General features: G+C 65.5%; 16 protein-coding genes. 11 read left to right on the top strand and 5 right to left on the bottom strand.

Annotated features, from left to right (window positions below):
• Nucleotides 1–7 precede the first annotated feature (7 nt).
• The 3 genes from QN315_RS03910 to nagB all read left to right on the top strand — a co-directional run bounded on the left by QN315_RS03910 (nucleotide 8) and on the right by nagB (nucleotide 3,631).
• The gene (locus QN315_RS03910; RefSeq protein ID WP_323991587.1) at nucleotides 8–1,720 is read left to right on the top strand and encodes a GMC family oxidoreductase; all 1,713 of its coding nucleotides are present in this window, start codon (nucleotides 8–10) and stop codon (nucleotides 1,718–1,720) included.
• A 21-nt stretch (nucleotides 1,721–1,741) separates the two neighbouring features.
• Complete coding sequence (locus QN315_RS03915; RefSeq protein ID WP_323991588.1) at nucleotides 1,742–2,665, top strand: sugar phosphate isomerase/epimerase; 924 nt, start codon at nucleotides 1,742–1,744, stop codon at nucleotides 2,663–2,665.
• Between the two features lie 177 nt (nucleotides 2,666–2,842).
• Entirely contained in the window at nucleotides 2,843–3,631 is a 789-nt protein-coding gene (gene nagB, locus QN315_RS03920; protein WP_323991589.1) for a glucosamine-6-phosphate deaminase, read from the top strand.
• 12 nt (nucleotides 3,632–3,643) lie between these two features.
• Here nagB and QN315_RS03925 read toward each other — a convergent pair whose 3' ends face one another.
• Complete coding sequence (locus QN315_RS03925; RefSeq protein ID WP_176639803.1) at nucleotides 3,644–3,991, bottom strand: helix-turn-helix domain-containing protein; 348 nt, start codon at nucleotides 3,989–3,991, stop codon at nucleotides 3,644–3,646.
• A 163-nt stretch (nucleotides 3,992–4,154) separates the two neighbouring features.
• Between QN315_RS03925 and QN315_RS03930 the strand changes: the two genes are divergently transcribed.
• Complete coding sequence (locus QN315_RS03930; RefSeq protein ID WP_176639800.1) at nucleotides 4,155–4,763, top strand: FMN-dependent NADH-azoreductase; 609 nt, start codon at nucleotides 4,155–4,157, stop codon at nucleotides 4,761–4,763.
• Between the two features lie 16 nt (nucleotides 4,764–4,779).
• Here QN315_RS03930 and QN315_RS03935 read toward each other — a convergent pair whose 3' ends face one another.
• Nucleotides 4,780–5,673: a helix-turn-helix domain-containing protein gene (locus QN315_RS03935; protein WP_176639799.1), complete on the bottom strand. Its 894-nt coding sequence runs from the start codon at nucleotides 5,671–5,673 to the stop codon at nucleotides 4,780–4,782.
• A 136-nt stretch (nucleotides 5,674–5,809) separates the two neighbouring features.
• Nucleotides 5,810–6,643 carry an oxidoreductase gene (locus QN315_RS03940; protein WP_323991590.1) on the bottom strand — a complete coding sequence of 278 codons (834 nt, stop codon included), beginning with the start codon at nucleotides 6,641–6,643 and terminating at the stop codon, nucleotides 5,810–5,812.
• Between the two features lie 166 nt (nucleotides 6,644–6,809).
• Between QN315_RS03940 and QN315_RS03945 the strand changes: the two genes are divergently transcribed.
• The 3 genes from QN315_RS03945 to QN315_RS03955 all read left to right on the top strand — a co-directional run bounded on the left by QN315_RS03945 (nucleotide 6,810) and on the right by QN315_RS03955 (nucleotide 9,327).
• The gene (locus tag QN315_RS03945) at nucleotides 6,810–7,220 is read left to right on the top strand and encodes a YeeE/YedE family protein (RefSeq protein ID WP_176639802.1); all 411 of its coding nucleotides are present in this window, start codon (nucleotides 6,810–6,812) and stop codon (nucleotides 7,218–7,220) included.
• Nucleotides 7,217–7,648 (top strand): YeeE/YedE family protein, encoded by a 432-nt coding sequence (locus QN315_RS03950; protein ID WP_323991591.1) that lies wholly within the window; start codon nucleotides 7,217–7,219, stop codon nucleotides 7,646–7,648. The genes QN315_RS03945 and QN315_RS03950 overlap by 4 nt, the downstream gene beginning before the upstream one ends.
• 482 nt (nucleotides 7,649–8,130) lie before the next feature.
• On the top strand, nucleotides 8,131–9,327 hold the full coding sequence (locus QN315_RS03955; RefSeq protein ID WP_408904582.1) for a TCR/Tet family MFS transporter: 1,197 nt from the start codon (nucleotides 8,131–8,133) through the stop codon (nucleotides 9,325–9,327).
• Here the strand turns inward: QN315_RS03955 and QN315_RS03960 are convergent.
• The gene (locus QN315_RS03960; protein ID WP_323991592.1) at nucleotides 9,298–9,747 is read right to left on the bottom strand and encodes a VOC family protein; all 450 of its coding nucleotides are present in this window, start codon (nucleotides 9,745–9,747) and stop codon (nucleotides 9,298–9,300) included. The genes QN315_RS03955 and QN315_RS03960 overlap by 30 nt on opposite strands.
• 418 nt (nucleotides 9,748–10,165) lie before the next feature.
• Between QN315_RS03960 and QN315_RS03965 the strand changes: the two genes are divergently transcribed.
• Nucleotides 10,166–11,950, top strand: a complete 1,785-nt coding sequence (locus QN315_RS03965; RefSeq protein ID WP_323991593.1) for a cation:proton antiporter — start codon at nucleotides 10,166–10,168, stop codon at nucleotides 11,948–11,950.
• 392 nt (nucleotides 11,951–12,342) lie between these two features.
• Here QN315_RS03965 and QN315_RS03970 read toward each other — a convergent pair whose 3' ends face one another.
• Nucleotides 12,343–13,236: a LysR family transcriptional regulator gene (locus tag QN315_RS03970; protein ID WP_323991594.1), complete on the bottom strand. Its 894-nt coding sequence runs from the start codon at nucleotides 13,234–13,236 to the stop codon at nucleotides 12,343–12,345.
• Between the two features lie 146 nt (nucleotides 13,237–13,382).
• On the opposite strand from QN315_RS03970, the gene QN315_RS03975 reads away from it, so the two are divergent.
• The 3 genes from QN315_RS03975 to QN315_RS03985 all read left to right on the top strand — a co-directional run bounded on the left by QN315_RS03975 (nucleotide 13,383) and on the right by QN315_RS03985 (nucleotide 16,778).
• A complete protein-coding gene (locus tag QN315_RS03975) occupies nucleotides 13,383–14,507 on the top strand; it encodes an alkene reductase (protein ID WP_323991595.1) in 1,125 nt (374 codons plus the stop codon).
• Between the two features lie 41 nt (nucleotides 14,508–14,548).
• Nucleotides 14,549–15,538, top strand: coding sequence for a zinc-dependent alcohol dehydrogenase family protein (locus QN315_RS03980; protein ID WP_323991596.1), 990 nt, complete (start codon nucleotides 14,549–14,551; stop codon nucleotides 15,536–15,538).
• 130 nt (nucleotides 15,539–15,668) lie between these two features.
• Nucleotides 15,669–16,778 (top strand): alkene reductase, encoded by a 1,110-nt coding sequence (locus tag QN315_RS03985; protein WP_323991597.1) that lies wholly within the window; start codon nucleotides 15,669–15,671, stop codon nucleotides 16,776–16,778.
• The last annotated feature ends 98 nt before the right edge of the window (nucleotides 16,779–16,876 follow it).

A 16,876-nucleotide genomic window follows, 5' to 3' on the forward strand; every position in this document is an offset into this window, starting at 1 on the left:
CCAGATCGTGGACCATGCCGATCCGGGCAACCGGCCGCCCATGCCATTCAGCCCCGACAAGGACTATGACGTGCTAATCGTCGGTTCGGGCGCGGCCGGAAGCTTTGCCGCCAAGGAACTGACAGAACGTGGGCTGAGCGTCGTACTGCTGGAAGCAGGCCCGGAGATCACCACGGCGCATTTTCCGCCCATGGGCGAAACGGCGCCGCGAAAGGACATCAATATATGGGAACGGGCCAGGGCGACGCTGAAGGGACAGTCGGTCCAGGCGCGCGCCGCATTTTTTAGCGAACAATTCGCATCCTTCTTCGTCAATGACAGGATGAATCCCTATACGACGCCGCGCGACGCCCCCTTTCTGTGGATTCGCGGCCGCCAGAGCGGCGGCCGGCTGCACAGTTTCGGGCGCGTCCTGCTGCGCTGGACAGACGACGATTTCAAAGGGGCCAGCCGGACCGGCGTGGGCGAGGATTGGCCGCTATCTTATGCCGACCTGGAGCCTTATTACGATTTTGTCGAGACTTATCTGGGCGTTTACGGCAATGCAGACCACGTGCCGAACCTGCCTGACGGAAAGTTCGCGGCCCCGGCCGCCCTGACCCCGGCGGAAGAGGCGTTCAGGCATCGGCTGGAGCACGACTGGCCGGGCTGGCGCGCGACGTCATGGCGCTACGTGGCGCCGGATATCCTGCGGGTGCCGAAGCCGCTGCGCGCGGCGCTGGCGACCGGCCGCCTGGCACTGCGCGCCGATGCGATCGTCCGCCGAGTGATGACCGATCCGGTCTCGGGCCTGGCGACGGGGGCGGTTTTCACGGATCGGCTGACCCGCCAGGACGTCGTCGTGCGTGCCGGCGCCGTGATGCTGTGCGCCTCGCCGATCGAGAGCATCCGGCTGCTGCTGAATTCGGCCTGCGCGCGCCATCCACAGGGTGTCGGCAATGCCTCGGGGATACTGGGCCGGTATTTCATGGACCAGCTTCCGTGCCTGGCCTTCGGCGCCTACCCGGCGGCGCGCGGCTGGGTACTGGACCGCTCGGCGCCCGCCGATCCGTTCTATGCGCCGTCGGGCGGACTCTATATCCCGCGGGCGGAGGAACGCACCGGCGCCGCCCGGCCTTTTTCCGGAGGCTTCACATATCAGGGGACGATCGGCCGTTCGCAAGTCGCGGACGACGTGGCTAGCCGCCTGTCCTTCTTCGGTTTCGGGCAGATGCAGCCCTATGCGGATAATCGCGTGACGCTGGATGTGCGCCGCAAGGACGCCTGGGGCATTCCGGTGCCACATATTCGCTGCGTACCGCATGCCAACGAGATCGCATTGCTGCAGGCGCAGGAGGACACGATGCTGGAGATGATCCGGGCGATGGGCGGCGAGACGGAATTCATCGGCTCGCCCCTGGGGTTGCGGGAATTCGGGCGCGGCGCGTTTCCCGATGCCGACCCGCTCAGCCGGTTCATGTTCCGCCGGTGGTTCGGCCGTACGATGTGCATGGGGGCAGCCATCCATGAAAGCGGCGGCGCCCGCATGGGCACCGCCCCCGGGCGTTCCGTGCTGAACGCCCATAACCAGTGCTGGGACGTGCCGAATCTGTATGTAACGGACGCCAGCGCGTTTCCGACCGGGGGCAGCGTGGGCACCACCTTGACCGTCATGGCGCTGACCGTCCGCGCCTGTGCCCATCTGGCCGACGGCCATCCCTTCCGCGCGCAGCGCGCCTGATCCACGCAGGAGCATCCAGCCATGGCATTCGGTGTCGACCTGGTGACATTCTACCATCCGTCGTTCTGGGGTGTTTCGGATTATGCCCAGATCGCCGCACTGGCAGGCCGGGACCTGCCGGCCTTTTGGAACAAGCTTTTCGATGCAGTCCGCGACTCGGGGGTACGCGGTGTGGAGACAACCTTTTCCCCGTTTCACTGGCGCGACGCGGTCGCCGCGTTCGGTTCGGCCGAGGCGGTCGCGACGGCGCTGACGGCGCGCGGACTGACCCTGGCCAGCGGCTTCCTGGTCGATCTGGATCGCGAAGCCGACCTGGCATCGGCGGCTGCCCAGGCACGCATTCTGGCCGAGGCGCGCGACTATGCCCGGTTTATCCGTGCGTGCGGCGGCGGCGTGATGGTCGTCGGCATGCCCTGCCGCCGCACCTTCCTGTTGGAACCGGTCAGGGTCGTGGACCTGGCCATGGCGGCGTCCCTGGCGGATTTCATCAATCGCCTGGGCATCGAGACCGCACGCGAAGGCGTACGGCTGGCGCTGCATACCGAAGCGCACAGCGTGTTCTGCGCGCCGCGCGACATAGACCTGTTCATGCTGCTAACCGATCCGCGCTATGTCCATTTCTGCCCCGATTCCGCACATATCGCCCTGGAGGGCGGCGATCCGGTTGCCGTCGCGGCGCGGCATCAGGAGCGGATCTGCATCGCGCACTGGAAGGACGCGACGGCCGGCATGCCGATCGATACCGTGATTGACGCCGGTATTCATGATCGCCACAAACCGTTTTTTTGCCCGATGGGAGAGGGTATAGTCGCCTGGGATCGCTGGGCCGACCTGATCCGGGCGCGCGGTGACGCGATGTGGTCGATCCTGGAACTGGACGCAGCGCCCGATCCGGTCGCGGCGATCCGTGCCGGCCACGCTTATGCCGGTTCACTGACCTGCTAACCCGCGCCGTTGCGCGGGGTCCGGCGCGTGGTGACGGATATCATGCCGATTTGTTTGACAGCATGATCGTTATTGATCGTTTTAACATATTTTTTGCTTGCGAACGATTTCTTTCCCAGGGCATGTCGTCTGCCGTCATGATGGGCGTGCTGGTGCGGCCGCGATGGGAGGGATGGCATGAAGATCATGGTGCGGGCGGATGACGGGCAGGTCGCGTCGGTCGCGGCGCGGCTGATCGCCGAGCAGGTCAAGGCGCGGCCCGGCAGCGTGCTGGGGCTGGCCACCGGGCGGACGATGGAGCGGGTCTATGCCGAGCTGGTCGCCATCGCGCGGGCCGAGGCGATCGATTTTTCCCGCTGCCGCAGCTTCAACCTGGATGAATATGTGGGCCTGCCGGCCGGCAGCGTGCATTCCTATCGCGCCTATATGGAGGCGCATCTGTTCCGCCACATCGATATCCGGCCGGAGAACACCATGCTGCCGGACGGGATGGCCGCCGACCTGGAGAGCGAGGCGGCGCGGTACGACGCGGCGATCCGGGAGGCCGGCGGGATCGACCTGCAACTGGCCGGGATCGGCGAGACCGGCCATATCGGCTTCAACGAGCCGCTGTCGCCGCTGGCGTCGCGCACGCGGGCGATCACCCTGGCGCCGGGCACGCGGCGGCAGAATGCCGGCCTGTTCGGCGGCGACGTCGATGCCGTGCCCCGCCGCGCGCTGACCATGGGGGTGGGGGTGATCCTGGAAGCGCGGCAGGTGGTGCTGGTGGCGACCGGCGCGGCCAAGGCCGCCATCCTGGCCCGGGCGGTCGAGGGGCCGGTCACGTCGATGATCAGCGCCAGCGCCCTGCAATTCCATGCCAACTGCCTGGTGATCGCCGACGAACCGGCCGCCGCCCAACTGCAGCACCGCGATTACTACGACAGCATGGTCGCGACCGATCCGGAATTCGCGCCCTTTCGCTGAGCGGCGCGGCCGTCAGTCCTGCCGCGCGTCGAAGGTGCGCTGCGCGACCTCGATCGTATCGGTGTGGGCCAGTGCCCAGTCGCCCAGCGCCTGCACCGGCGCGCGCAGGGAATGACCCAGTTCGGTCAAGTTATATTCCACGCGCGGCGGGATGGTCGGGTAGATGGTGCGCGTCACCAGACCGTCGCGTTCGAGCCCGCGCAGGGTCAGGGTGAGCATGCGCTGGGAAATTCCGCCGACCATGCGCCGGATTTCGTTGAAGCGCCGTGGCCCGCCGCCCAGCATCATGACGATCAGGACGCTCCATTTGTCGCCCACCCGGGCCAGCACGCGGCTGACCTTGCGGCAATCGCCGCCCATCGGGTCGTGGAGCGGCGCCGCGTCCGGGGACGCCACGTCCGGGGATGGGGTAGTCACATCGCTGTTCCCGCGTATCAAAAATGTGCCTCCTTGCGCGTCCGGCGGACAGTAGCAAACATAGCCCCGGTTACAAACCTATACCGGAACATGCCGAGGAGATATCATGACGAACCTGCTTCATCTCGATGCGAGCATCCTGCCGGCGGACAGTTCGGTCAGCCGTACGATCTCGGCCGCCGTGGTGGCGCGGCTGTCGGGGCTTAACCCCGCGCTGAAAATCGTGCGGCGCGACCTGGTCGCCGATCCGCTGGCCCATATGACGCTGGCCAGCCTGCCGCCCGCCCATCCGGCGTCCGTTCCCGGCGATGAGGCCGCGCGTGCCGCCAGCGCCGCGGTGCTGGAGGAATTCCTGGCGGCGGACATCGTGGTGATCGGCGCGCCGATGTATAATTTCACCATTCCGACCCAGTTGAAGGCGTGGATCGACCGGATCCTGGTGCCGGGGCAGACCTTTCGCTACGGGCCGGACGGGGTGGCCGGGCTGGCCGCCGGCAAGCGGGTGATCGCCGTTCTGTCGCATGGCGGTTTCTACGGCGAGGACACGCCCTATGCCGCGGCGGAACATACCGGCAGCTATCTGCGCGCCGTGCTGGGCTTTATCGGCATCGCCGCCCCCGAATTCATCCTTGCCGAGGGGATCGCCCGGGGCGAGGCGCAGCGGGCCGCGTCGCTGGAAGCCGCGCAGGGGGCGGTCGCGGCGCTGACGCTGTAAGCGCCGGCCGCGGGCGTCATAGCGCACGACGGAAGGCCGTCGGCGTCACGCCAATCTGCTTGCGAAAACGCGTGGCAAAGGCTGAGGGCGTTTCATAACCCACCGCCAGCGCCACGTCGGTGATGGACAATTCCGGGCCAGCGAGCAACTGGCACGCACGTTCGATCCGTAGCGTGACAAGCCATTCGTGTGGCGTTCTGCCCGTCGCCTGCCGAAACGCGGTGCAGAAATGAAACCGGCTGAGGCCCACCAGACCGGCGAGACGATCGAGGCCGATCGACTCGTCGAGGTGCGCGCGCATGTAATCCGTGACCTTGCGCACCTGCCAGTCGGCCAGGCCACGGCGGTCGACCGCGGGTTCGAGGGCCTTGAACGAGGAATGCCCCCGCATAAGCTGGGTACACAGCAAATCGGTGGCCTGCTCCACGAACAGCCGCGCCGAGGGATCGGCTGCCGCGGCTTCGCGGCCCAGCATCTCCATCACGCGGGCCGCCACAGGATCGTCGAAACTCACTCGAGCCAGCAATTCGACCGATTTTCCACCAGCCAGTTGGTCGGCACAATCCTGCAATCGCGCGCGGGTCAGGAAAACGTGACTGACATTGATCGGCCCAGCGATGTCCCATCGCCCGTCATGTCCCTCGGGGATGATGGTGATCGTGCCCGCCCGTGTCGCTCCCGCCAGGCGCTGCTGCCCGACGCGCCACACGATGTCCTGCGGATCACCGTAGTACGTGATGACGACATGACCTTCCATGCCGGGCAGACGGTCGTGCAAGGCCCCATGGCCCCACCGGCCGGTCAGCCGGGTTTCCCCCCGCAACGCATCACCCATTATCGGCGGTGCCCGGTCGAGGATGCGGGCCAGTTCCTCCGGTGCCTTTCCGAACCGCATCGCGGCATCCGTCATGTCACGCATTCCCCGCCGGCGATCCCGACCGGCGATCACCATGTTGACGGGGTCTTAGCGTGAAACGGCATCGCACACCATCTGTCCGGACCGGCAGGCTTTGCCTGGCAGATCGGTTCGGCGTGACGAGGAACGGTCAGGCGACGGCGAAATCGGTGGACACGGATATCGACCGCCATTCGGCCAGGATGGCCGCATCGGAGACATGCTTGGCCTCGATCGCCGCGACGGTATCGCTGCCGAGCGGCAGGCGAACCGGCGGATTCGGCGCATCGGCGAATGCGACCAGCACCCTGGCAAGCTTGTCGGGATCGCCCGGCTGGCCATGATTGAGGCCGGCCGCGTGCGTGCGCACCGCACCTGCCGTATCGTTATAATCGTCGATCCGGGACGGGCTGACCGACAACGAGGACGAGTCAAGGAAATCGGTCCGGAAATAGCCGGGCTCGACGACAGTCACGTGGATACCCAGCGGCGTCAGTTCATGATGAAGCGCCTCCGAAAGTCCTTCGACCGCGAATTTGGTCGAGGAATAGACGCCGAAGCCGGGCCCGGCACGATAGCCGCCAATCGACGAAATATTCAGAATGCGACCGGAGCGCCGCGCACGCATGGACGGCAACACCGCCCGCGTGACCGCCAGCAGACCGAAGACATTGGTGCGGTAGAGACGCTCCACTTCTTCCGCACTGGCTTCCTCCACCGCGCCCAGCAGCCCGAAGCCGGCATTATTGACCAGCACGTCGATTTGGCCGAAGCGCTCGATCGCAGCGGCCACGGCCGCGCGCACCTGTGCCTCGTGCGTTACGTCCACGGGCAGGGCCAGCAGATTGGCGCGATCGCCCAGCTTTTCCATGATCGACATGGCGTTGCGCGCCGTGGCGACGACATTGTCGCCCTGCGCCAGCGCCAGGGCCGCGATCCGCGCGCCAAAACCGCGTGAGGCGCCGGTGATGAACCATGTTTTCATAGCAAGTCTCCATTATCTGTCGGTTTCGACAAATACAGGAGATAGCCTCGACGCCTTCTGGCCGCTTTCGTGCGATTGCGGCGATTGTCGCGATCTTGCGATGCCGGTCTGGCGATCATCGGCCGGGCCACTATATTTTCTCAGGAGCCACCATGAACGGGTCACCATGAACGGGTACTGGGCGTCTCTCTGCGGCGGCATGCTGATCGGCTTGTCGGCCGCGGCGTTCCTGCTTCTGGATGGCAGGATAGCAGGGATCAGCGGCATTGTCGGGCGATTGCTGCTGGGGCAGGACCGTAGTCTCAACGGTGCGTTCGTTCTGGGACTTCTGCTCGGGCCCGTGGCCTATCTGGGAGCATTTGGCGACTGGCCCGTCGTCAGAATCGCGGTTCCCTTACCGCTGGTCATTCTGGCCGGGTTCCTCGTCGGGTTTGGGACACGCATGGGTTCGGGCTGCACGAGCGGGCATGGCGTCATGGGACTCGCACGTCTGTCGCCGCGCTCGATGGCTGCGGTCGCTACCTTCATGGCGACCGGCATCCTGACCGTAACGCTCATGAGGATTGCCGGATTATGAACAACCGAGCCGCCCGGGTCGCCTTGGCATTGATATGCGGGGCCGTATTTGGCTTCGGCCTGTCGTTGTCAGGCATGATGAACCCGATCCGCGTCAGGGGGTTTCTGGATATCTTTGGCGCCTGGGATCCGAGCTTGGCGTTTGTCATGGCCGGTGCGGTCGGGGTTGCGACGGTCGGTGTCCGCATCATGCGGCATCTGTCCCGCCCCGTTCTGGACACGGAATTCCACCTGCCGGCCGCAAGGCGGATTGACGGTCGCCTGATCGGAGGGACGGCCCTGTTCGGGATCGGTTGGGGAATGGCGGGCTTCTGTCCCGGACCGGCTCTCGCCTCTCTCCCGCTCGGCCTGCCGGCCGTGGCCGCCTTTGTTGTGACCATGGCGCTCGGCATGACCGTGCATGATCGCCTTGTCGTCCGATCCAAGTGAACGAGGGGATCGCCCGGAGGTGGCGCAGCGGGCCGCGTCGCTGGAAGCCGCGCAGGGGGCGGTCGCGGCGCTGACGCTGTAAGCGCCGGCCGCGGGCGGCCGGACCGTGGGTATGAATGATTGCCTGACGCAGGCGGCTCTGCTAGTTGAACGGCGTCGGAAAAGGCAGCCTTGGTTTGGTAAGCCCAAGGCCTTTCGGTAACGAAAGCTCTGGTCTTTGGCCTCGTGCTTGAGATCCCCGCGACGGACATCGGCCACCATGCAGGTGGTCATATGTTCGTCGGTGCGGGTCTCGACAACGGGAAACGCTCCGGTCGAACATCGGCAATGGAGCTGTTTCCTATGCAAGTCCCTCACCCGAATACTGCGCTTGTCCCCGGAGCAAGTCGCCCTCATCTCGATGTGCGGACCGCCACGCCGGGCCCCGATGGCACATCGGGCGATTTCTTCCGGGATGGCGAACCGTTGCCGGGGCCGGCGCTGTGACGCGGCCGCTTCTCGTCATCTTCGCCGCGATCGCCCTCGATGCGATGGGTATCGGCCTGATCTTTCCGATCCTTCCGCGTCTGATCGAGGACGTGACGCGCGCCCGGGACGTGGCATCGACCATCGGAATCCTCACGGCACTCTATGCGGCCATGCAGTTTGTCTTCGCGCCCGTGCTCGGCGCGCTGAGCGACCGGCTCGGCCGGCGCCCCGTCCTGGTGATCTCGCTCGGCGGCGCGGCGCTCGACTATGTGCTGATGGCGCTTGCGCCATCGCTGGCGCTGCTGGTGATCGGGCGGGCTGTCGCCGGATTGACCAGCGCCAACATCCCGGTCGCGACCGCCTACATCACCGACATTTCCCCGGAAGAGACCCGGGCAAGGCGGTTCGGCATTTTCAATGCCATGTTCGGCATCGGGTTCGTCCTTGGTCCGGTATCAGGCGGCGTCCTTGGCGATTATTGGCTCCGACTGCCCTTCTTCGCCGCCGCCAAGCTGAACGCCGCCAACCTGCTGCTCGCTTGGTTCGTTCTTCCGGAATCGCGCACGCCAGGGCACCAGACGATCGACCGCGCGGCGCTCAACCCGCTGCGGCCGCTACGCTGGGCGCTTTCGATGCGGTCCCTGTTGCCCGTTATCGCGATCTTCTTCGTATTGAGCGCGACGGGCGAGGTCTATGGCGTCTGCTGGGCTCTGTGGGGTCATGACGTGTTCGGATGGAATGGGCTCTGGATCGGTCTTTCGCTCGGGACCTTCGGCGTGTGCCAATCGCTGGCGCAGGCCATCCTGCCCGGCCCGGCCGTGCGGCTGCTGGGCGAGCGCGGAACGGTCTTGACGGGGATCGCGGGGGCGTGTGTGGCACTGACCGTGATGGCCTTCGCCACGCGCCCCTGGATCGTGTTCGCGATCATGCCGGTGGTCGCCCTTGCCGGGATCGGCACGCCGGCGTTGCAGGCGCTGGCCACCCGCCTGGTCGATGATGAGCGACAGGGCCGGTTCCAGGGGGTGTTGGCATCCGCCATGAGCCTGGCGTCCATCGTCGGGCCGCTGCTCTTTTCGACAATCTATTTCGCCGTTCGCGATCACTGGCCGGGTGCCATCTGGCTGTCGGCTCTGGCGGTCAATGCAATGGCCGTACCCCTGGTGATAGGTCTGCGGTTTCAGTCAGCGGCCTTCGCCGACGCGCGGCAATGACGTCGTGACGCAAGCCGGCCGCAAACCTTGATGGGAATCGTGCGGCTTGATGGGAGTCAGCGTTGCAACTTCAATGAAGTAGCCCCCTTTTGCTCTGAAATAGAATGTCCAGGCACCGTGGAAATCTCGCGGGGCCTGGACCTCCCACCCGTCAGCAATCAGGCGGGCGTGGACGTCATCAACAGCCTCTCGGGAATCCTGGATGAAGCCGATATGCAGAATATCCAGCTCTCTGGGATATTCGAAGCCATCGAGCTTGCTATCGAAATGGTTGACGATCAGTACGAGGCCGTCATCGTCCTGCATCACCGCCATCTTTTCTCCGCGGACGACCAGGGTTCGTAGACCGAAATAGCGCGCGAACATGGCCCGATCGGCCGATACGTCGTGGCTATAAAGATTGACGTGGTTGAGTTTCATAATCGTGCCTTTCCGCCGTATGTGAAACGGACATGGATCGGCAGCGGAGACGTGTAGCCACCCACAACCGACCACACGCGAAGGAGAAAACCCTCACGGTGTCCGGCCATGGCCAAGAGCGGGCTTCCCCGCTCAAGCGTGACTGTCTCGCAGACGTGACTGTCTCGCAGAGACCGCAGGTTATCACCATACCTGCATCGCTGTCTTTTTAGGCAATCGTGACTTTGCTGGCAGCGGGGGTACCTGGTCAAGCTTCATCTCATGCATGTCCGCTTCCGGGACAAGCGGCCCTTTTCCACGGCGAGGGCACGGCCCGTGATGACGATTTCGAACCCGTAATATAATGCCGGTCCGCGCGAAACGCGGGGCGGGCCCGGCCGTTATGACGATACTGCGTGCGTGACGCGGAGTATCGGCCATGCCCCATGCCAGTCCCCTGATCACCATCCTGGTCATCGGCCTGACGCTGGCCTTTCTGCTGGGGGTGGTGGCCGGCCGGCTGGGGATTTCGGTGCTGGTCGGGTATCTGCTGGCCGGGGTGGCGGTGGGGCCGCTGGTGCCGGATGCCGATCATGGCGTGGCCCTGCAATTGGCCGATATCGGCGTGATCCTGCTGATGTTCGGGGTAGGGCTGCATTTTTCCGTCAGGGACCTGATGGCGGTGCGGGCGATCGCGCTGCCCGGCACGCTGGCGCAGGTCGTGCTGTCGGGCGCGCTGGGCATGGTCCTGGCGCTGCTGCTGGGCTGGAGCGGGCGGGCGGCCCTGGTGTTCGGCCTGGCGCTGAGCGTGGCCAGTACCGTGGTGCTGACGCGCGCGCTGGACGAGCAGCGCCTGACCGATACGCGGCGCGGGCATCTGGCGATGGGCTGGCTGGTGATCCAGGACCTGGTGACCGTGCTGGCGCTGGTGCTGCTGCCGGCGGTAGCGCCGCTGTTGCGGGACGGCGCAAGCCATGCGCCGCACTGGCCCCTGCTGGCGGGCACCCTGGCGGTGACGCTGGGCAAGGTCGCGGCCTTTGTCGGGCTGATGCTGGTGGTAGGGCGGCGCGTCATTCCCGCCGCCCTGCATGCGGTGGCGCGGATGGGGTCGCGCGAATTGTTCCGCCTGGCGCTGCTGGCGGTGGCGCTGGGCGTGGCCTATGTGGCGTCGGAACTGTTCGGCGTGTCGCTGGCGCTGGGGGCGTTCGTGGCGGGAATGGTGCTGAGCGAATCCGAACTGAGCCAGCATGCCGCCGAGGAGACGCTGCCGTTGCGCGACGCGTTCGCGGTGCTGTTCTTCATCTCGGTCGGGATGCTGTTCGAGCCGGCGACCGTGGCGCGGCATCCGGCCGGGCTGGCCGGGGCGCTGCTGGCCGTGTTCGTCGGCACGCCGATGATCGTCTTTTCCGTCCTGCTGCTGCTGCGCCAGGGGATGCAGACCGCCCTGACCATGGCGGCCGGCCTGTCGCAGATCGGCGAATTTTCGTTCATCCTGGCGACGCTGGGCGTCGATCTGGGCCTGCTGGACGCCCCGGCGCGCAGCCTGATCCTGGCGGTGTCGATCCTGACGATCCTGCTGAACCCGCTGGCCTTTCTGATCGCCGGACGGCTGTCGCCCTGGGCGGCGCGCCGTGACGCGCGGCGTGCCGCGCCGCCCGGGGCGGCAGGCGCGGGCGGTCCCGTCCGGCAGGGCCATGCGGTGGTCGTCGGCTATGGCCGGGTCGGCGCGCTGGTGGTGGAGGGATTGCTGCGCCAGGGCTGGCCGCTGATGGTCGTCGAAACCGGGGACGCGCTGGTCCGGCCGCTGCGCGAGCGCGGGATCGAGGTCGTGGTGGGCAATGCCGCCGATCCGTCGGTGCTGGCCGAAGCCCATGTCCAGACCGCGCGGCTGCTGGTCGTGGCCATTCCCGAGCCGTTCGAGGCCGGGCAGGCCGTGGAGCAGGCCCGTGCCGTCAATCCGGCCATCACCATCATCGCGCGGGCGCATTTCGATAGCGCGGTCATCCATCTGCGGCAGTTGGGCGCGGATATCGTGATCATGGGCGAGCGCGAGATCGCCCGCGCCATGCTGGATGATGCGGCGCATGGCGCACCGCGAGGGAGCGCCCCCGGAGGAGGAGGAGGAGTGGCGGCCAGGATGGCCGAGCACGCCCTGCCCCATCGCCCGCGCCCGTCCGGCCCGGCCGCGCCGAACGGGCGCAGAACCGAGCGGCACCAAGCCTGACGCGGGTCCGGGGAGCCCCGCCTCGGCCCACGGTGGATCGGCGTGTCGACGGTCAATTGCGCATGGTCATTTTCGATTGCGACGGTGCCCTCGTGGGGGGCGAGCGTATGTCCTCGGCACCGATGGCTCGGGAAGCGCGGAAATATGGCTGGGCCATTACGTGTGGAAGTTTGCACTTGGTCTGACGGACGGCTTGGAATGGCCGGTCTGGATGCTACGCGTTCATGTGGTGTTTGATGTGGTGCGCATCGTTCCTATAGAGGTGCCCGCCGCCCCAACCGGCATCGTGCATCAGGTGCCTTGATCTGCCTCGTTTTCGGGCGAGCTATCAAGTGTGACGGAAATCGTCAGGATTGCACTCCATACTGCCTTTGCGTCTTGGCCGCGTTCCGTCAGTTTTTGAGGCACTCCTCAACGAACGACACAAATGCCCGGGCTTTCGTGCTCGCCATGCGGCCTGTGGGATAGACGGCAGACAGGCTGATCGGCGGCAACGTCCAGTCGTCCAGCGCGGTTATCACCTCTCCCGTCTTCAATTCAGGCGAAAAGGCGAACTCGGAGGCAACCGTCAGGCCGACGCCGGCGAACACGGCCGCGCGCAGTCCTTCCGTCGCGCTGATGCGTACACGACCGGACAGACCGATTGAGGTCTGCTCGGTGTTGCGCGTGAAGGTAAAATCCTCGCCGCCATTGTCCCGCGTATAAATCACCGCTTGGTGCCCGATCAGTTCACCGGGGGTTTCCGGCTTCCCGTTGCGTTCAAAATATTCGGGCGTCGCAATGACGAGCCGTCGCCGTTCCGCGATCTTGCGGATGGTCATGTTGGGGTCCGTGAGCGGCCCCATACGCAAGGCGACGTCGACTCCCTCTGCTACAAGGTCGACGTTGCGATCCTCAAGCAGGAGTTCGACCTCGACGTTGGGATGGGTCTCTAGGAAGGCCGGCAGCTTGGGCACGATGTGCAGGCGGGCAAAACAAACCGCGGCCGAGACCCGCACCCGCCCGGAGAGGCCAGCGGCCGTCCCGCGGGCGGCGAGCACAGCTTCGTCGGCCTCCTCGATCGTGCGTCGCGCCCGCTCGTAAAAGCTCATTCCAGCCTCGGTCGGCGCCAAGCCGCGAGTCGAGCGCAAAAGCAGGCGGACGCCGAGCCAATCCTCCAGTTGCGCAATCGCTTTGGAAACGGCGGGCTGGCCGATGTTCTGGATGCGCGCGGCCGCTGAAAAGGATCCGGTGTCCATCACCCGCACGAAGGTTTCGATCGCTTGCAGTCTGTCCAAGGCCTTCATTCCTCTTTGGAATGAAGCATATCCGATAGGCGGGCTTCTGCCAATGATCCGGAATAGACACTCTGCATTGTAGCGCAGCGTGGACTGCCGGAAACCAGGACGTTCCCGTGGATGTGCCACGGTAGTTCCAAAGAAAGAGCTCCATTATGTCAAATACAGCGAAGCTGTTCACCCCGATCAAAGTCGGCGCTTATGACCTGTCGCATCGGGTCGTGCTTGCGCCGATGACGCGGCTGCGGACTATTCAGCCGGGCGACATCCCGAGCCCGATGATGGCCGACTTCTATGGTCAGCGCGCTTCGCGCGGCGGCCTCGAGATCATCGAAGGCGTCAGCATTTCCATCCCCGCGCGCTCTTATCTGGGCTCGGCAAGTTTCTATCACGACGGTCAGGTCGAGGGCTGGAAGGCGATTGCCGATGCGGTTCACGCGAAAGGCGGTCGCGCCGTCATGCAACTCATCCATGGCGGCCGCCAGAGCCATGTCGAGATGACCGGCGGCGTCGCGCCGCTCGCTCCCTCGGTCGTGCCGTTCAGTGGCGTTGCCTTAACCAAGGACGGCTTCGTGCCGGCTTCGCCGCACCGGGCGCTCGAGATTGAGGAGATCCCGGGCATCGTCGAGGAATTCCGGGTCGCCGCCCAGCGCGCCCTCGATGCCGGCTTCGATGGGGTCGAGTTGCACGGCGCCAACGGCTATCTGGTCGACCAGTTCATCCAGGACGGCACCAACAAGCGTACGGATGCCTATGGTGGCCCGATCGAGAACCGAGCTCGCTTCCTGCGCGAATGCATCGAAGCGCTCATCTCGGTCTGGGGTGCTGACCGGGTCGGCGTCCGCATCTCGCCTTCGGGCGAATGGGGCGGCATCTCGGACAGCGATCCGGAAGCGACCTTCACCTATGTGGCAAAGTTCCTGGACCAGTACGGCCTGGCCTATCTCCATGTGATCGAGCCGCGCATCAAGGGTGACTCGACCCTCCACGAAGACCACCCGCCGGTCGCGGTCAGGTTTCTTCGCCCGCATTTCTCCGGCCCGATCATCGCCGCCGGCGGCTTCGATCGTGAGAGCGCGATCCACATCGTCGAGGCCGGTGACGCCGATTTGGTCGCCTTCGGCCGGCACTTCACCTCGAACCCGGACCTGCCGTATCGCCTGAAGCACAATGTGCCGCTGGCGCCCTATGTCCGCGACGCTTTCTGGGGCGGCAACGAGAAGGGCTACACAGACTTTCCCGCCGTCGAACCCGCCGCCGGACTCGCCGCGACGGCCTGAGCCCAAGCGCCAAGACTCACCCATCCCAAACGGAGATTCGCATGTCACGCATCGTCAAATTCGCCAAGGCCGGCGGTCCGGAGGTCCTCGAGTTCGTCGAAACGGAGATCCCCGCGCCCGGCCCAGACGAAGTCCGCATCAAGGTCAAGGCGATCGGTATCAACCGCGCCGAGTCCATGTGGCGCCACGACGACTATATCGAGCCGGTCCAGTTCCCGGCCGGCCTGGGCTACGAGGCCTCCGGCATCGTCGACGCTGTGGGGTCTAACGTCACGGACGTCGCGGTCGGCGACGAAGTCAACGTGATGCCGTCCTTCTCGATGAACCGGTACCACACCTACGGCGAGGTCATCCTCGTACCGGCTTATGCCGTAGTGCCGCACCCGAAGTCGCTGTCCTTCACCGACGCCGCGTCAATCTGGATGATGTTCGTCACGGCCTACAGCGCACTCATCGAAGACGCGAAGGTCACCAAGGGTGATTTTGTCCTCATCCCCGCGGCCTCGAGCAGCGTCGGACTGGCGGCGATCCAGATCGCCAACTACGCCGGTGCGACGCCGATCGCGCTTACCCGCACCTCGGCAAAGCGGCAGCAACTGCTTGACGCCGGCGCTGCGCATGTGATCGCCACAGGGGAGGTCGATCTCGTCACCGAAGTGATGCGGATCACCGATGGGAAGGGTGCCCGCGTCGCTTTCGATCCCGTCGGCGGGCCGGCTTTCCCGACTCTGATCTCGGCGCTGTCTTTCCAGGGTATCGTCTATCTCTACGGCGCACTTGCCGAGGGCCCGACCACACTGCCGGTCCTGGAGATGATCGCGAAGATGCCGACCATCAAGGCGCACAACATCTGGCTGACGAGCGGCGACGAGACCCGCCGAAAGGCTGCGATCGCCTATGTTCTCAAGGGCCTCGAGGTTGGTGCGCTCAAGCCGATCGTCGATCGCACGTTCAAGTTCGACGATATGGTCGAGGTGCACCGCTACCTGGAGCAGAACGGCCAGTTCGGCAAGATCGTCGTAACTCTCTGACAGCACCACCGCTGTAGGTCCCGAGAGGGAAAGCACGGCCCGCTCATCATCGTGCGGGCAGATCGGAGGGGCGGTGCCGTCGCGGGCGCCGCCGCCAACCCAGGGACCCATCCGAACAAGGAAAACGATCATGTCCAAACTGTTTTCGGCCGCCAAGGTCGGTCCTTACGAGATTGCCCATCGCGTGGTGTTGGCGCCCTTGACCCGTATGCGGGCCGAAGCCGGCGCTGTTCCAGGGCCGTTGATGACGGAGTATTACGCCCAGCGCGCCTCCAAAGGCGGCTTCATGATTTCCGAAGCGACAATTGCCGTCGATGGCGGCAACGGCTATCTGGGCGCGCCGGGCCTGTATGACGACAGCCAGATTGCCGGTTGGAAGGCGGTGACGGATGCCGTCCACGCCAAGGGCGCCAGGATATTCCTGCAGCTCTATCACGCTGGCCGACAGTCGAACGCGCAGTTGCAGCCCGACGGAGGCGCGCCGGTCGGCCCATCCGAAGTGCTGCATGGCGGCGTGGCCTATACCGAGGCTGGCTGGGTCCCGAATACGCCGAACCGGGCGCTGGCCATCGCTGAGATTTCCGGTCTGGTGGAAGGCTTCCGATCCGCGGCCAGACGCGCAGTCGCGGCCGGGTTCGACGGCGTAGAGCTGCATGCGGCCAACGGCTACCTGTTCGACCAGTTCCTGCAGGACGGCAGCAACAAGCGCACGGATGCCTATGGCGGCTCGTTCGAGAACCGTTTCCGCTTCCTCAGGGAAGCAACCGAGGCGGTGATCTCCGTCTGGGGCAGCGACAAGGTTGCGTTACGCCTGGCGCCGAGCGGCAGCTTTGGCGACATGTCGGACAGCGATCCGGAAGGCCTGTTCACCTTCGTCGTTCAGGAGCTCTCGAAGCTGAAACTGGCATATCTGCACCTGATCGAGCCGCGCGTCGTCGGTAACGAGGATGACGCCGGCAAGAACCAACATTCCGTCGCATCCGAGACGCTGCGCCCGCACTTCGCGGGTACAATCATCGCGGCCGGTGGGTTCACGGCCCAGTCGGCGGAAGCGATCATCGAGGCAGGCGACGCCGATCTCGTCGCATTCGGCCGCCATTTCGTGTCGAACCCTGACCTGCCCGAGCGTATGCGCAACGGCTGGCCTCTCAACCCTTACGACCGCGCCGCCTTCTTTGGCGGCACGGACGTGGGCTACACCGACTATCCGCTTTACGGAGCCGGCAGCAAGGCGGCCTGACAAGGCGCCGCTCGCTTGCTCGACCTTCTGTCGGCAGCCCGGACATGGCCATCGCCCCGGCGGCCAGATCCGCCGCCCCGGGGACGCTCAGACAATGA

Source organism: Nguyenibacter sp. L1 (assembly GCF_035199985.1).
GTDB classification, from domain to species: Bacteria; Pseudomonadota; Alphaproteobacteria; order Acetobacterales; family Acetobacteraceae; genus Gluconacetobacter; species Gluconacetobacter vanlangensis.

What these genes read in the sequence shown, in the direction of transcription:
- QN315_RS03975 (WP_323991595.1), top strand. Translation starts at nt 13,383, where the DNA reads ATGTCAAATACAGCGAAGCTGTTCACCCCGATCAAAGTCGGCGCTTAT.
- QN315_RS03935 (WP_176639799.1), bottom strand. Translation starts at nt 5,673, where the DNA reads ATGACGGATGCCGCGATGCGGTTCGGAAAGGCACCGGAGGAACTGGCC.
- nagB (WP_323991589.1), top strand. Translation starts at nt 2,843, where the DNA reads ATGAAGATCATGGTGCGGGCGGATGACGGGCAGGTCGCGTCGGTCGCG.
- QN315_RS03985 (WP_323991597.1), top strand. Translation starts at nt 15,669, where the DNA reads ATGTCCAAACTGTTTTCGGCCGCCAAGGTCGGTCCTTACGAGATTGCC.
- QN315_RS03960 (WP_323991592.1), bottom strand. Translation starts at nt 9,747, where the DNA reads ATGAAACTCAACCACGTCAATCTTTATAGCCACGACGTATCGGCCGAT.
- QN315_RS03925 (WP_176639803.1), bottom strand. Translation starts at nt 3,991, where the DNA reads ATGGGCGGCGATTGCCGCAAGGTCAGCCGCGTGCTGGCCCGGGTGGGC.
- QN315_RS03950 (WP_323991591.1), top strand. Translation starts at nt 7,217, where the DNA reads ATGAACAACCGAGCCGCCCGGGTCGCCTTGGCATTGATATGCGGGGCC.
- QN315_RS03970 (WP_323991594.1), bottom strand. Translation starts at nt 13,236, where the DNA reads ATGAAGGCCTTGGACAGACTGCAAGCGATCGAAACCTTCGTGCGGGTG.
- QN315_RS03915 (WP_323991588.1), top strand. Translation starts at nt 1,742, where the DNA reads ATGGCATTCGGTGTCGACCTGGTGACATTCTACCATCCGTCGTTCTGG.
- QN315_RS03980 (WP_323991596.1), top strand. Translation starts at nt 14,549, where the DNA reads ATGTCACGCATCGTCAAATTCGCCAAGGCCGGCGGTCCGGAGGTCCTC.
- QN315_RS03940 (WP_323991590.1), bottom strand. Translation starts at nt 6,643, where the DNA reads ATGAAAACATGGTTCATCACCGGCGCCTCACGCGGTTTTGGCGCGCGG.
- QN315_RS03945 (WP_176639802.1), top strand. Translation starts at nt 6,810, where the DNA reads ATGAACGGGTACTGGGCGTCTCTCTGCGGCGGCATGCTGATCGGCTTG.
- QN315_RS03965 (WP_323991593.1), top strand. Translation starts at nt 10,166, where the DNA reads ATGCCCCATGCCAGTCCCCTGATCACCATCCTGGTCATCGGCCTGACG.
- QN315_RS03930 (WP_176639800.1), top strand. Translation starts at nt 4,155, where the DNA reads ATGACGAACCTGCTTCATCTCGATGCGAGCATCCTGCCGGCGGACAGT.